Origin of the sequence: Streptomyces sp. 3330, from assembly GCF_031456635.1 — a bacterium.
In the GTDB taxonomy this organism is placed as follows: domain Bacteria; phylum Actinomycetota; class Actinomycetes; order Streptomycetales; family Streptomycetaceae; genus Streptomyces.
In genome coordinates, this window is record NZ_JAVDVA010000019.1 from 1 (window position 1) to 14561 (window position 14561).

General features: G+C 71.3%; 10 protein-coding genes. 8 read left to right on the forward strand and 2 right to left on the reverse strand.

The features are described from left to right. The 6 genes from J2X68_RS27930 to J2X68_RS27955 all read left to right on the forward strand — a co-directional run. Positions 1 to 324 (forward strand): alpha-glucosidase C-terminal domain-containing protein (locus J2X68_RS27930; protein WP_310435340.1); only part of this gene is annotated, 324 nt, incomplete at its 5' end. A 28-nt stretch (positions 325 to 352) separates the two neighbouring features. Next, the gene (locus tag J2X68_RS27935; protein ID WP_310435341.1) at positions 353 to 1714 is read left to right on the forward strand and encodes a maltokinase N-terminal cap-like domain-containing protein; all 1362 of its coding nucleotides are present in this window, start codon (positions 353 to 355) and stop codon (positions 1712 to 1714) included. A gap of 5 nt (positions 1715 to 1719) precedes the next feature. Further along, the gene (gene glgB / locus J2X68_RS27940; protein ID WP_310435342.1) at positions 1720 to 3924 is read left to right on the forward strand and encodes a 1,4-alpha-glucan branching enzyme; all 2205 of its coding nucleotides are present in this window, start codon (positions 1720 to 1722) and stop codon (positions 3922 to 3924) included. Positions 3925 to 3981: 57 nt separating this feature from the next. Further along, a complete protein-coding gene (locus tag J2X68_RS27945) occupies positions 3982 to 5070 on the forward strand; it encodes a glutamate--cysteine ligase (protein ID WP_310435343.1) in 1089 nt (362 codons plus the stop codon). Between the two features lie 308 nt (positions 5071 to 5378). After that, positions 5379 to 7283: an AMP-dependent synthetase/ligase gene (locus tag J2X68_RS27950; RefSeq protein ID WP_310435344.1), complete on the forward strand. Its 1905-nt coding sequence runs from the start codon at positions 5379 to 5381 to the stop codon at positions 7281 to 7283. Positions 7284 to 7540: 257 nt separating this feature from the next. Beyond that, on the forward strand, positions 7541 to 7987 hold the full coding sequence (locus J2X68_RS27955) for an ATP-binding protein (protein ID WP_310435345.1): 447 nt from the start codon (positions 7541 to 7543) through the stop codon (positions 7985 to 7987). Positions 7988 to 8072: 85 nt separating this feature from the next. Here the strand turns inward: J2X68_RS27955 and J2X68_RS27960 are convergent, their stop codons facing one another. Further along, complete coding sequence (locus tag J2X68_RS27960; RefSeq protein WP_310435346.1) at positions 8073 to 8468, reverse strand: ATP-binding protein; 396 nt, start codon at positions 8466 to 8468, stop codon at positions 8073 to 8075. Between the two features lie 59 nt (positions 8469 to 8527). Further along, positions 8528 to 8899, reverse strand: a complete 372-nt coding sequence (locus tag J2X68_RS27965) for a PRC-barrel domain containing protein (RefSeq protein WP_310435347.1) — start codon at positions 8897 to 8899, stop codon at positions 8528 to 8530. Between the two features lie 190 nt (positions 8900 to 9089). On the opposite strand from J2X68_RS27965, the gene J2X68_RS27970 reads away from it, so the two are divergent. Together J2X68_RS27970 and J2X68_RS27975 are read left to right on the forward strand one after the other, a co-directional pair. Continuing rightward, positions 9090 to 9971, forward strand: coding sequence for an RNA polymerase sigma factor SigF (locus tag J2X68_RS27970; protein ID WP_399041001.1), 882 nt, complete (start codon positions 9090 to 9092; stop codon positions 9969 to 9971). Positions 9972 to 10272: 301 nt separating this feature from the next. Continuing rightward, positions 10273 to 14547, forward strand: coding sequence for a HAMP domain-containing protein (locus tag J2X68_RS27975; protein ID WP_310435348.1), 4275 nt, complete (start codon positions 10273 to 10275; stop codon positions 14545 to 14547). Positions 14548 to 14561: the final 14 nt, after the last annotated feature.

Genomic DNA, 14561 nt, shown 5'->3' on the forward strand with positions numbered 1-14561 from the left:
CGCAAGCAGAACCCCGCCTTCGGCCTCGGGACCTACACCGAGCTCCAGTCCTCCAACCCGGCCGTCCTCGCCTTCCTGCGCGAGGCCCCCCTGACGGCCGACGGAGGGGACGACGTGGTGCTGTGCGTGCACAACTTCTCCCGCTCCGCGCAGCCCACCGAACTGGACCTGCGCCGGTTCGACGGCCGGCACCCCGTCGAGCTCTTCGGCGGGGTCCGTTTTCCCGCCATCGGCGAACTGCCCTACCTGCTCACCCTCGCGGGACACGGCTTCTATTGGTTCCGGCTCACCAGAGCCGCGTCCCGGATCGGCCGCCGCCTGTGAGCGAGCGCCGGGGAAAGGATGGGTCACCGTGACGAAGACCGCACCCCTGCGACCGAGCAGCGCGAGCGGCGTCCGCTCCGTCGGGCCGCTCGCCGCGCTGCTGTGCGAGTGGCTGCCGCGCCAGCGCTGGTTCGCCGGCAAGGACCGGCCGCTCACCGATCTGCGCATGCTGTCGATGACCGAGCTGTACCCGGGCTGTCTGCATCTGCTCGTGCACGCGGATCAGTCGGGCGTCCCCACTCCCGGGGGCACTCCCCCGGCCGGGGACTGCTACCAGTTGCTCCTCGGCGTCCAGGAGCATCTGTCGCCGCGCCTCGGACGGGCGCTGATCGGCAGGGTCGAGGACGGGCCGATGGCCGGGCTGACCGTGCACGACGCGCTGCAGGACCCCCGGTCGGCGCAGCTGCTCCTGGAGCGGATGCGGCACCCCGGCACGCTGGGCCCGCTGTGCTTCGAGTCCGACCCGTCCGTGTCGCTGCCCGCCGGGCTCGCCCCCCGACTGCTGGAGGCCGAGCAGTCCAACACCTCGCTGGTGTACGGGGACGCGTTCATCCTGAAGATCTTCCGGCGTGTCCAGCCGGGGGTGAACCCCGATCTGGAGGTACCGGTCGCGCTGGCCGGGCAGGGATGCGGGCGGGTGCCCGCGCCCGTGGCCTGGTTCCGCACGACGCATCCGCAGGAGGCGACGCTCGGCGTGCTCCAGCCGTTCCTGCCCGACGCGTCGGACGGCTGGACCCTGGCGCTGCGGGCCCTCGCGCGCGGGGAGGACTTCACGGCGGAGGCCGAGGAGCTGGGGCGGGCCACCGCGGACGTCCACCTCGCGCTGGCCGCAGCGCTGCCGGCCGGCCCGGACGCCGAGGACGGGCGGACGGCGGCGGCGATGACCGAGCGGCTGGAGGCCGCCGCGCACCACGTGCCGGCGCTCCGTCCGTTCGTGCCGGGCCTCACCACGGCCTTCGGCGCGCTCTCCGTGTGCGACGCCGGACCGCCCGCCCAGCGCATCCACGGGGACCTGCACCTCGGGCAGGTCCTGCGCGCCGGACGCGACTGGTTCGTCATCGACTTCGAGGGCGAACCGTCCCGTCCGCTGGCCGAGCGCCGCAGTGCCCACTCCCCGGTCCGGGACATCGCCGGGATGCTGCGCTCGTTCGACTACGCCGCCCGCCAGCGCCGTCCGTGGCGGCCGGAGTGGGCGCGCCGCTGCCGGGAGGCCTACTGCGCCGGCTACGCGGCCCGCGCGGGCTGGGACCCCCGCAAGAAGCATGCCCTGCTGCGTGCCTACGAGACGGACCGAGCCGTGTACGAAGTGCTGTACGAGGCCCGTAACCGTCCCGACTGGCTGCCCGTACCCATGGCGGCGATCGAACGACTCGCCGTCCGAGGAGGCTGACCCCTGTGGCCCTGCGTGACACCTCTCCGCCCGAGTCGGCCGGCCCCCGCCCGCGCACGGCGCCCGCGCTCGACCCGGCCGACCGCGGGCGCCTGCTCTCGGGCTCCCACCACGATCCGCACGCCCTGCTGGGCGCGCACCCGGTACCGGGCGGGATCGCCTTCCGGGCGTTGCGGCCGTTCGCGGACGGCGTGAGCGTCGTGATCGACGGCGACCCCGTCCCGCTGGTCTCGGAGGGCGACGGTCTCTTCTCCGTCGTCCTGCCGCTCGACGCGGTGCCCTCGTACACCCTGCTGGTGTCGTACGAGGGCGCCGAGCACAAGGTGGACGACCCCTATCGTTTCCTGCCCGCGCTCGGCGACCTGGACCTGCATCTCATCCGGGAGGGGCGGCACGAGGAGCTGTGGAAGGCGCTCGGCGCGGAGCCGATGGCCCACCAGGGTGTGATCGGCACCCGGTTCACGGTGTGGGCGCCGAACGCCCAGGGGGTGCGCGTCGCCGGGGACTTCTGCTTCTGGGACGGCACCGCCTTCCCGATGCGGTCCCTCGGCGCGTCCGGGGTGTGGGAGCTGTTCCTGCCCGGGATCGGCGAGGGCGCCCGGTACAAGTTCGAGATCACCTCGCGTCACGGACATCGCTTCCTCAAGGCCGACCCGATGGCCCGGCGCGCGGAGGTGCCGCCGGACACCGCGTCGATCGTCCACGCCTCGCACTACGAGTGGGCGGACGAGGAGTGGATGGCCCACCGGGGCGACGTCCCCGTGCACGTGGCGCCGTTCTCCGTGTACGAGGTCCATCTGCCGTCCTGGCGACCGGGACTGACGTTCCGTGAGCTGGCCGAGGAGCTCCCGCCGTACGTCAAGGATCTCGGCTTCACACACGTCGAGTTCATGCCGGTCGCCCAGCATCCGTTCTCCGGTTCCTGGGGCTACCAGGTCACCGGGTTCTACGCGCCGGCCTCGCGCCTGGGCACGCCGGACGACTTCAAGTTCCTGGTGGACGCCCTGCACCGGGCCGGGATCGGCGTGATCGTGGACTGGGTGCCCGCCCACTTCCCGAAGGACGACTGGGCGTTGGGCCGGTTCGACGGGGAGCCGCTGTACGAGCCCGGTGACTCCCGGCGGGCCGAGCATCCGGACTGGGGGACGTACGAGTTCGACTTCGGACGCGTCGAGGTGCGCAACTTCCTGGTGGCGAACGCCACTTACTGGTGCGAGGAGTTCCACGTCGACGGACTGCGGGTGGACGCGGTCGCCTCGATGCTCTACCTCGACTATTCACGGGACTCCGGCCAGTGGTCGCCCAACGTGTTCGGCGGCCGGGAGGACCTGGACGCCATGGCGTTCCTCCAGGAGATGAACGCGACGGTCTACCGACGCAACCCGGGGGTCGTGACGATCGCGGAGGAGTCCACCGCGTGGGAGGGCGTGACCCGGCCCACCGACAGCGGCGGACTGGGGTTCGGGCTGAAGTGGAACATGGGCTGGATGCACGACTCGCTGGAGTACATCGCCAAGGAGCCGGTGCACCGCAAGTACCACCACAACGAGATGACCTTCTCGATGGTGTACGCCTACAGCGAGAACTACGTGCTGCCCATCTCCCACGACGAGGTCGTCCACGGCAAGCAGGCACTGGTCTCCAAGATGCCCGGCGACTGGTGGCAGCGGCGCGCCAATCACCGCGCGTACCTGGGGTTCATGTGGGCCCACCCCGGCAAGCAGCTTCTCTTCATGGGCCAGGAGTTCGCGCAGGGCGCGGAGTGGTCCGAGGCGCACGGGCCCGAGTGGTGGCTGCTGGACCCGGGGTACGCGTCCGCCGGCGATCACCGGGGGGTGCGGGACCTGGTGCGTGATCTCAACACGGTCTACCGGGCCACCCCGGCCCTGTGGGAGCGGGACACCGATCCCGCCGGTTTCCGGTGGGTGGTCGGCGACGCCGCGGAGGACAACGTCTTCGCGTTCCTGCGCCACGACGCCCAGGGCGCTCCGCTCCTCGCCGTCAGCAACTTCTCCCCGGTCGTGCGCCACGACTACCGGCTGGCCGTGCCCGAGGGGGCGCCGGCCTGGCGCGAGGTGCTCAACACCGACGCCGAGTGCTACGGCGGCAGCGGCGTCGTCCACCCCGCCCCGGTCGCGGCGCGGGACGGTGGGATCGCCCTGACCCTGCCGCCTCTGGCCACGGTGTGGCTCGCGCCGTCGTCCGTGTGAACTGTCCCGGGCGGGGCAGTCGGGTGCGTACCACCCACCAGAGAGAGGCCGCATCCCGTGCGCACCGTCGGAGTGGAGGAGGAACTCCTCCTGGTCGACCCGGAGACCGGGGAGCCCCAGGCCCTGTCGGCCGCCGTCCTCGCCCGCGCCTCCCGGCGCGGGGCGGAGGACGGCGTCTTCGAGAAAGAACTGCACAGCCAGATGCTCGAGTTCAACACCCACCCGCAGTCGGGCATGGGCGAACTCGGTGCGGAGATCGTCCGGATACGCGGGGAGGCGGCCCGGCACGCGGAGGCGGCCGGGTGCGCGGTCGCCGCGCTCGCCACCTCCCCGCTGCCGGTGCGCCCCTCCGTCAGCATGAACCGGCGCTACCAGTGGATGGCGGAGCAGTACGGCATCGCGACGCGTGAGCAGATGGTGTGCGGCTGCCACGTCCATGTCTCCGTCGACTCCGACGAGGAGGGCGTCGCGGTCCTCGACGGGATCCGGCCCTGGCTGTCGGTGCTCACGGCCCTGAGTGCCAACTCGCCCTTCTGGCAGGGTACGGAGACGGACTACAGCAGCTATCGCAGCCGGGTGTGGCAGCGCTGGCCGTCGGCCGGGCCGACCGAGCTGTTCGGCTCGGCGGAGCGGTACCACCGGCGGGTGGCGGACATGGTGGACACCGGCACGATCCTCGACGAGGGCATGGTCTACTTCGACGCCCGGCTGTCGGCGCGCTATCCGACGGTGGAGGTGCGGGTGGCGGACGTCTGTCTGCATGCGGACACCGCCGTGCTGATCGCCACGCTGGTGCGGGGGCTCGTCGAGACCGCCGCCCGTGACCGGGAGGCCGGCCGGGAGCCGCTGGACCACAGCGTGAGCCTGCTCCGGCTGGCCGGCTGGCGGGCCGCCCGCTCGGGCCTCACCGAGGACCTGCTGCACCCCGAGACCATGCGCCGCGCGCCCGCCGAGACCGTGGTCCGGGCGCTGCTGGCGCATGTCGAGGACGCGCTGGCGGACAGCGGCGACCTGGAGCGGGCCCGCGCTTCCTGCGACGGACTGCTGCGCGACGGCAACGGCTCCCGGTTCCAGCGCGAGGTGTGGGAGCGCACCGGCAGTCTGCGCGAGGTGGTCACCGCCTGCGTGCAGCACACCCAGGCCTGAGTCCGGCTCCCCTGCCGCCGCGCTTCCGCTTCGCGTGCGGAGCACCGACACGGGCCGGGTTCCGGTCCGGTCGCGCGTTCCGGTCCGGGGTCGGGATCGGCGTGGATCAGGTGCTTCGAGCGCCTGCGGACCGTGCGCTGCACCGGCGGCGGGCCGTCGTGGGCGCCGGGAGGCGGCAGGCCGGGATCATCAACGCGAATTTGTTATTCGTTCCAGGCCACAACCGGTCCCACCTGGGCTAGATTCGACCACCGTCGATAACAGTTCCCGTCGGCGGAGTCACAGCCCGTACACCTCAGGAGCAGCGCATGCGCGACTTCGCCCTCGCTCCCCCGGCCACCACGCCCCTGACCGGAGGCCTCGCCGACACCGTCTTCGAGACAGCCGCCCGCACTCCCACCCTCCCCGTGCTCTCCCGCCGTCCGGACGGCGCCTCCGGCGACTGGGAGGAGGTGACGGCCGTCGAGCTGCGGGACGAGGTGGTCGACCTGGCGAAGGGGTTCGTGGCGTCCGGCATCTCCCCCGGTCATCGCGTCGCGATCATGGCGCGCACCCGGTACGAGTGGACGGTCCTGTGCCACGCGCTGTGGGCGGTGGGCGCCGAGGTCGTCCCCGTCTATCCGACGTCCTCGCGCGAGCAGGTCGAGTGGATCCTGCGGGACTCGAACTGCGTGGGCGTCATCGTCGAGGACGAACAGAGTGTCATGACCGTGGGTTCGGTGTGCGCGGCCCTGCCCTCCCTGCGCAACGTATGGCAGTTGGACGCCGGGGCCTTCGAACACCTCGCACAGCGAGGTGAGTTGGTGCCGATGACCACGGTGGACTCGCTGCGCCGGATCGTGCTGCCCGACTCCACCGCGGTGATCGCCTACACCTCCGGGACCTCGGGCAGGCCCCTGGGCTGCGCGCTGAGCCACCGCAGCCTCGCCAGCCCCTGCGACACCCTGCTGGCCGGCTGGGGGCACACCGCCGCGCCCGCCGGACGCCGTCCGAGCGTCCTCGCCTTCCTGCCGTTCTCCCACGTGTACGGACTGATGATCCAGGGCCTGTGTCTGCGCGGCGGCATCCTGATGGGCCACCAGCCCGACATCGGCGCGGAAGCCCTCGCGGAGGCGCTGCGCACCTTCCGTCCGACGTACCTGTACGCGGTGCCGTCGGTGTTCGAGAAGATCTACAAGAACTTCCTGCGGACGGCCCAGGAGGCCGGCCGCGGCGCCCTGTTCGAGCGGGCGGCGGAGACGGCCCGTGACTTCGCGGCCGCCGTCGAGCGCCAGCGGCTGGGCCGCGGCTCGGGGCCCGGGTTCGACCTGCGGCTGCAGCACGCCCTGTTCGAACGGACGGTGTACCGCAGACTCCGGGCCGCGCTCGGCGGCCGAGTCCACCGCGCCACCTCGGGCGGCTCACCGCTCCACCGCGACCTGTCCCTCTTCTACGAGGGCATCGGCATCTATGTGCACGACGGATACGGGCTGACCGAGACCAGCGGCGGGATCACGATGCAGCCGCTCGGCCGGGAGAAGTCGGGCACCGTCGGACAGGTCCTGCCGGGCACGGACATCCGGGTGGCGGACGACGGGGAGATCCTGGTGCGCGGCCCGTCGGTGTTCCAGGGCTATGTCAACGACGACGCCGCGACGCGGGCCGCGCTGTGGGGCGGCTGGCTGGCCACGGGTGACCTCGGGTTCCTGGACTCCGACGGCTACCTCACGATCACCGGCCGCAAGAAGGACGTCATCATCACCAGCAGCGGCAAGAGTGTGGCGCCCGCCGCGCTGGAGCAGCGGCTGCGGATGCATCCGCTCGTCCATCAGGCCGTGGTCGTGGGGGACAACCGGCCCTGCGTGGGCGCGCTGATCACCCTGGACCCCGACTTCCTGGCCCACTGGCGGGGAACCCTGATGCTGCACGGCGACTCCCAGAGCCGGGAGGCCCGCGAGGAGAACGCCCTGCGGGAGGAGGTCGGGCGGGCGGTGGCCGCGGCCAACAGCACGGTGTCCCGCTCCGAGTCCATCCGCGCGTTCCGGATCCTGCCCCAGGCGTTCGACCAGACCAACGGCCTGCTGACGCCCTCGATGAAGCTGCGCCGCGACTCGATCGTGGCGCACTACGCGGCGGAGATCGAGGCGATGTACCAGGCCCGGGCGCGGCTGCCCCGGCAGAGCACGCCGGAGGAGGTGCTCGGGTGGGACGACGCCGACGACGTGTTCCGCTGACCGGTGGAGCCGGCGGACCCGGGGCCGGACGGGCCGCGGGTCCGCCGACCCGGTGATCACGGGGCTCCGTGACGACGCCGTGGCGGCGGTGCGGCGCCCTCCGCCCTTCCCGCCGAACGGGACTTCGCGGACCCGATCCAGGCCGTCGGACGACGGACGCGTAGCCCGGGCGCCCTCGGGAACCCTGTAGGGGCGACGCCAGAGAGCCGTACGAGAAAGGATGACGGTCCCGGAGACTCAGGGGCCGCACTGAAGACATGGCAACCGAGCCGCGTGGAAACGACGCACTGTCCTCCTGGGCCATTCCCAGCCGCACGGCCCGCTTCGCGGGCGAACCCCAGGACGTGACGGGTGCACGGCTGGCAACGGAGGAGTTCCTCCAGGAGCTGGCCGGCACCGTGCCGCCCACGGCTCCGGAGTGCTGGCACGACATCGTGCTGATCGTGACGGAGCTGGCGGCGAACGCCGTCCAGTACGCGCCCGGCCCCTTCGAGCTGGGCCTGCGCCCCACCTTCGACGGCGTGCACGTGACGCTGCACGACAGCAGCCGCGTGCTGCCGTCCCCCCGGCCGTTCCACCCCGACAGCGGGGGCGGCGGCATCGGCTGGTACCTGGTGCACACGCTGTGCAGTCAGGTCAGCGTGGTGCCGAGCGAGGCCGGTCGGCCCGAGGGCAAGGACGTGCACGTCTTCCTGCCCTGGTGAATCCGTCGGTGCAGCCGGTTCGGTCCGACGGGAGAGCTCGCGTCCGCCTCGTCCCGTCCTGCCGTCTCTCGCCCGCCCCGTCTTGTCAGGCGGGTTCCCCGGCGGTCCGGACCGGCACGAACACGCTGATCGTCTTGCCGCCGTCGTGGTGCTTGTCGATGGTGATGTCCCGGGCCAGGCGGACGACCAGCGGCCAGCCGTAGCCGCCCACCCGGTGGCCGGCCGAGCCGAGGCCCGGTCCGCCCACCGCGGCGGGCTCCGCGTCGCTGTGATCGCGTACGGCCAGCCGGACCCCGTCCCGTACCGGTGTCATCTCGAACCCGGCCAATCCGCCACCGTGCCGGACGGCGTTGGCCGCCAGCTCCGAGACGACCAGCAGCAGGTCGATGACGTCCTCCTCGCGCGCCGGCCGGGTGGAGCGGTTCCAGCGGGCGTCCACCACGGCGCGGGCGTGGGCCCGGGCCGCCGCGGCGGTCCTCACGGAAGTCCCCGCCGTCCCCCGGCCGGGTGCCGAGCGCGCGGGCGCGAGTCCTTCTTCCCTCATACCGATGGCGTTCCCCGCGATGTCAGCCGGCGATAGTGGTCACCGACGGCGTTCAGGTACTCCGGGTCCGTCGTCTCGCTGTCGGTGCGGAATCGGGGCGCGTCCTTGACCTCGTCCCCGGTGCAGCCCAGGGTCACCTTGCGCTCCGCGTGGTCGACGCCCGTCACGACGCCCACCGGCACGACGGCGCTCCTGCCGAACAGCCAGACGCCCGTGTCGACGACCAGGTGCCGCATGCCGAGCGGGTCGGCCTCGCGTTCCACGTGGCCGAGGGTGCCGTCGGCCGTCTGGACGGCGTAGTCGGTGAGGTCCTGTCCTTCGGCGTGTCCGCTCTCCGCCGTGTACGACCAGATTCCGTCGATGGTCACACTGCTCCCTTCTCGCGTTCCACAGCTGCCTTTACCCGCCCGCAGCGCCCGCATTCAAGGCATGTCTGTCCGTTCCTGACCGAAGAGAGGGGGTATCAGCACCCGTCGGAAAATTCTGTGCGGAAAGACAGGCATGAGTCGCGGAACCCGGGGCAGACGGACTCCGTCATCGACCGGCTCGACGAACGGAGTGAATGCCGTGACGGCACACGCAACGACGGCCACGGCAGTACGGGCGGGCACGGAGAGCCCGCGAGGAGGGGTTCCGCTCATCGAGATGCCCACCCAGGTGAGCCCGAAGGACGCGCGGGAGCTCTCGCGCCGGTTCTTCGACCGGCTGGCCGTCGTGGAGGAGGGCACCCACGAGTACCAGTACGTGCGCAACACCCTGATCGAGATGAATCTCTCACTGGTGCGGTACGCGGCCTCCCGCTTCCGCGGCCGGGGCGACTCGATGGAGGACATCGTCCAGGTCGGCACGATCGGGCTGATCAAGGCCATCGACCGGTTCGAGCTGACCCGCGAGGTCGAGTTCACCTCGTTCGCCATCCCGTACATCGTCGGCGAGATCAAGCGGTTCTTCCGGGACACGAGCTGGGCCGTGCACGTGCCGCGCAGGCTCCAGGAGGCGCGGGTCGAACTGGCCAAGGCGACCGAGGAGTTGCAGACGCGGCTGGGCCGCATGCCCACCACGCGTGAGCTGTCGCAGCTGATGTCGCTGTCGGAGGAGGAGGTCATCGAGGCGCGCAAGGCGTCCAACGGCTACACCTCCGCCTCCCTCGACGCGGCCCTGACCTCCGACGGCGGCGCGGACGGCGAATCGGTGCTGGCCGACTTCCTCGGCGCCGAGGAGCCGGCGCTGGAGCTGGTGGAGGACTTCCACTCGCTGGCGCCGCTCATCGCCGAGCTCGACGACCGGGAGCGGCGGATCATCCACATGCGCTTCGTCGAGGAGCGGACGCAGGCCGAGATCGGCAGGGAGCTCGGGATCTCCCAGATGCACGTGTCCCGGCTGATCGGCCGCATGGTCCAGCGGCTGCGCACCGGACTGCTGGGGACCGAGGTCGCCTGACCCCGGGAACATTCGGTCGTGACTCTGCCCGGGACGGCGTTCGCCGTCCCGGGCAAAGCTGTGCGCGTACCCCGCTTCCGCTCGTGCATGCACGGTGACCGCCTCCTGGAAATCCTGTGTGCGTAAAGTGAGTGAGGCTTTGTTGCGCCGTGCTCCGGTGGGTTAGCCTGCGGCGGATTTCCCTCATCGCGCGCACCCGTGAACTGCGGAAATCCACGTACTACATGCGGGACCGTCCACCCGGGCGGCCCGGTTCCGAGCCCCCGCCCGGGGGCTCCTGGGGAGCGGAACGAGGGTAGGCATGACCAGCAACGCGACCGAGTCCCTGGACACGGTTCCCGGTGACCACGAGCTCAGGCAGCTCCTGGCCGGCCTGACGGCCGTGCGCGACGGGGACTTCGGTACCCGGTTGCCCACCGACGGCGACGGTCTGCTGGGTGACATCGCCACCGTTTTCAACGGCATGGTCGACCAGCTGTCCGTCTTCACCTCCGAGGTCACCCGGGTGGCCCGCGAGGTGGGAACCGAAGGCACCCTGGGCGGCCAGGCGGAGGTGCCCGGGGTCTCCGGGACCTGGGCCGACCTGACGGACTCCGTGAACGCCATGGCCGGCAACCTGACGACCCAGGTGCGCGACATCGCCCAGGTGGCGACCGCGGTCGCGAAGGGTGATCTCTCGCAGAAGATCGACGTGCCGGCCCGGGGCGAGATCCTTCAGCTGAAGGAGACCGTCAACACGATGGTCGACCAGCTGTCCGCGTTCGCCGACGAGGTCACCCGCGTCGCCCGCGAGGTCGGCACCGAGGGACGCCTCGGCGGCCAGGCGCAGGTGCCCGGTGTCGCCGGGGTGTGGCGCGATCTCACCGACTCGGTCAACTTCATGGCAGGAAACCTCACCAACCAGGTCCGCAACGTCGCCCAGGTGACGACGGCGGTGGCCAAGGGCGACCTCTCCCAGAAGATCACCGTCGACGCCCGCGGCGAGATCCTCGAACTCAAGAACACCATCAACACGATGGTCGACCAGCTCTCCGCGTTCGCCGACGAGGTCACCCGCGTCGCCCGCGAGGTCGGCACCGAGGGACGCCTCGGCGGCCAGGCCGATGTGAAGGGGGTCAAGGGCACCTGGCGGGACCTCACCGACTCGGTCAACTTCATGGCAGGAAACCTCACCAACCAGGTCCGCAACGTCGCCCAGGTGGCGACCGCGGTGGCCAAGGGCGACCTCTCCCAGAAGATCACCGTCGACGCCCGCGGCGAGATCCTCGAACTCAAGAACACCATCAACACGATGGTCGACCAGCTCTCCGCCTTCGCCGACGAGGTCACCCGCGTCGCCCGCGAGGTCGGCACGGCGGGCAACCTGGGCGGTCAGGCCACGGTCCGCGGGGTGTCCGGCACCTGGAAGGACCTCACCGACAACGTCAACGTCATGGCGTCGAACCTGACGGGCCAGGTGCGCTCCATCGCCCAGGTCGCCACCGCCGTCGCCCGCGGCGACCTCTCCCAGAAGATCACCGTCGAGGCCAAGGGCGAGGTCGCCGCGCTGGCGGACGTGATCAACACGATGGTGGACACCCTGTCCGCGTTCGCCGACGAGGTCACCCGTGTCGCGCGCGAGGTCGGCACCGAGGGACGGCTCGGCGGCCAGGCGCAGGTGCCGAACGTCGCCGGCACCTGGAAGGACCTCACCGACAACGTCAACTCGATGGCCAACAACCTCACCGGCCAGGTGCGCAACATCGCGCTGGTGACGACGGCGGTGGCCCGCGGCGACCTGTCGAAGAAGATCGACGTGGACGCGCGGGGCGAGATCCTCGAACTCAAGACGACGATCAACACGATGGTCGACCAGCTCTCCGCCTTCGCCGACGAGGTCACCCGCGTCGCCCGCGAGGTCGGCACCGAAGGACGCCTCGGCGGCCAGGCCGAGGTGGAGGGCGTCTCGGGAACCTGGAAGCGCCTCACGGAGAACGTGAACGAGCTGGCCGGGAACCTGACCCGGCAGGTGCGCGCGATCGCGGGGGTCACGAGCGCCGTGGCGGAGGGCGACCTGACCCGGTCGATCACGGTGGTCGCCTCCGGCGAGGTCGCCGAGCTCAAGGACAACATCAACTCGATGGTGGAGTCCCTGCGCGAGACCACCCGGGCCAACCAGGAGCAGGACTGGCTCAAGACCAACCTGGCACGCATCTCCGGCCTCATGCAGGGCCACCGCGACCTGCCCGTGGTCGCCGAGCTGATCATGGACGAGCTGGTGCCGCTGGTGTCGGCCCAGTTCGGCGCCTTCCACCTCGCCGAGGACGGCGAGCGCGGCCCGGAGCTGCGGCTCGTGGGCACCTACGGCTACCCCGCCGACGAGGACCGTCCCACCCGCATCCCGTTCGGCCGCTCGCTGGTCGGCCAGGCCGCGCGCAGCCGCCGGACGATCATCGTCGACGAGCTGCCGGCCGGTTACGTCACCATCTCCTCGGGCCTCGGACAGGTGGAGCCCAGTGCCCTGGTCCTGCTGCCCATCGTCTTCGAGGGGCAGGTGCTCGGCGTCATCGAACTGGCCTCGGTCGGCGCGTTCACCCAGATCCACCGGGACTTCCTGGAACAGCTGAGGGTGACCATCGGCGTCAACGTCAACACGATCGTGGCGAACGCCCGCACGGACGAGCTGCTCGACGAGTCCCAGCGGCTGACGGCCGAACTCCAGGCCCGGTCCGCCGAGTTGCAGTCCCAGCAGGAGGAGCTCCAGCACTCCAACGCCGAACTGGAGGAGAAGGCCTCCTTGTTGGTGGCGCAGAACCGCGACATCGAGGCGAAGAACCTCCAGATCGAGCAGGCCCGGCAGGAACTGGAGGCGCGGGCGCAGCAGCTGTCCCTGGCGTCGAAGTACAAGTCGGAGTTCCTGGCGAACATGAGCCACGAGCTGCGCACCCCGCTCAACAGCCTGCTCATCCTGGCCCAGTTGCTGGCCCAGAACCCCTCGCGCAACCTCACCCCGAAGCAGGTCGAGTACGCGGGCATCATCCACTCGGCCGGCTCGGACCTGCTCCAGCTGATCAACGACATCCTGGACCTGTCGAAGGTCGAGGCGGGCAAGATGGACGTCTCGCCGGAACAGGTGTCGCTGCGGCAGCTCATCGACTACGTCGAGGCGACCTTCCGTCCCATGACGACGCAGAAGAGCCTGGAGTTCCAGGTGAGCACGGCCACCGGCGCCCCCGCCGACCTGCTCACGGACGACTCCCGGCTGCGCCAGGTGCTGCGCAACCTGCTCTCCAACGCGGTGAAGTTCACCGAGCAGGGCAGTGTCGAGCTGCGCATCGAGCCGGCCTCCGACGAGGAGGTGCCGAGCAGTGTGGTCCGCGGCAGCACCGTGGTGGCGTTCCGGGTGAAGGACACCGGCATCGGCATTCCGGAGCAGCAGCTGGAGACCATCTTCGGCGCCTTCCAGCAGGCGGACGGCACGACCAGCCGCAAGTACGGCGGCACCGGTCTCGGGCTGTCCATCACCCGGGAGATCGCCCATCTGCTCGGCGGCGCGGTCACCGTGGACAGCACGCCGGGCCGGGGCAGCACCTTCACGCTCTACCTGCCCGTCGCGCGGCGGGACTTCCAGGAGGTCGTCGAGGGCGGCCGGCCCGTGGAGCGCGCCCTCGCCGGGCCGCCCGCGGCGATCCCCGTCGGCTCCCCGGTCCCGCCCGCGGTCACCGGATCGGCCCGGCGTCCGCGTCGGCTGCTGGTGGTGGAGGAACGGCCCCGCGGCCTGCTGACCCTGGTCGCCGAGAGCGTCGTGGCGGACATGGCACGCGGCCGGGAGGACGGCACGTCGGCGGCGCCGGTCGACATCGTCACCGCCGTCGGGGCGCACGAGGCCGCGGGCGCGCTGGCCGCGGAACCCTGCCACTGCGTCGTCCTGGAGCTGGGGATGCCGGACGCGGAGGCGTCCCGGTTCCTGGAGGCCCTCCACGACGACTCGGTGCTGACGGGCGTGCCGGTGCTCGTGCACAGCGGGCACCGCGCCGACCTCGCCCAGGAGGAGAGCCTCCAGTCCCGGGCGGCGGGCAAGCCGATGGAGTTCCTGTCCAGCCTGGACGAGCTGCGCGAGCGCATCACCCTGCATCTCTCCGCCGAACAGCCGGGGGACGTGCTCGCCCTGGTCCGTCCGGACGAGCCCCAGCACGTGGCGCCGCACCTGCCGGACGACGCCGTCGTCGGCCGGACGGTCCTGGTCGTCGACGACGACGCGCGCAACCTGTTCGCGCTCAGCGGGATCCTGGAACTGCACGGCATCCGCGTCCTGCACGCGGAGAACGGCCGGGAGGGGATCGAGACGCTGCGCAACAACCCGGACATCGCGCTGGTGCTGATGGACGTGATGATGCCGGAGATGGACGGGTACACCGCCACGGCGGAGATCCGCCGCATGTCCGAGTACGCCGACCTGCCCATCGTCGCGGTGACCGCGAAGGCCATGCCGGGAGACCGGGAGAAGAGCCTCGACTCGGGGGCGAGCGACTACGTCACCAAGCCCGTCGACACCCACGACCTCATGTCCTGCGTCCGACGCTGGCTGACCGTCTGAGGACGTTCGCCCCG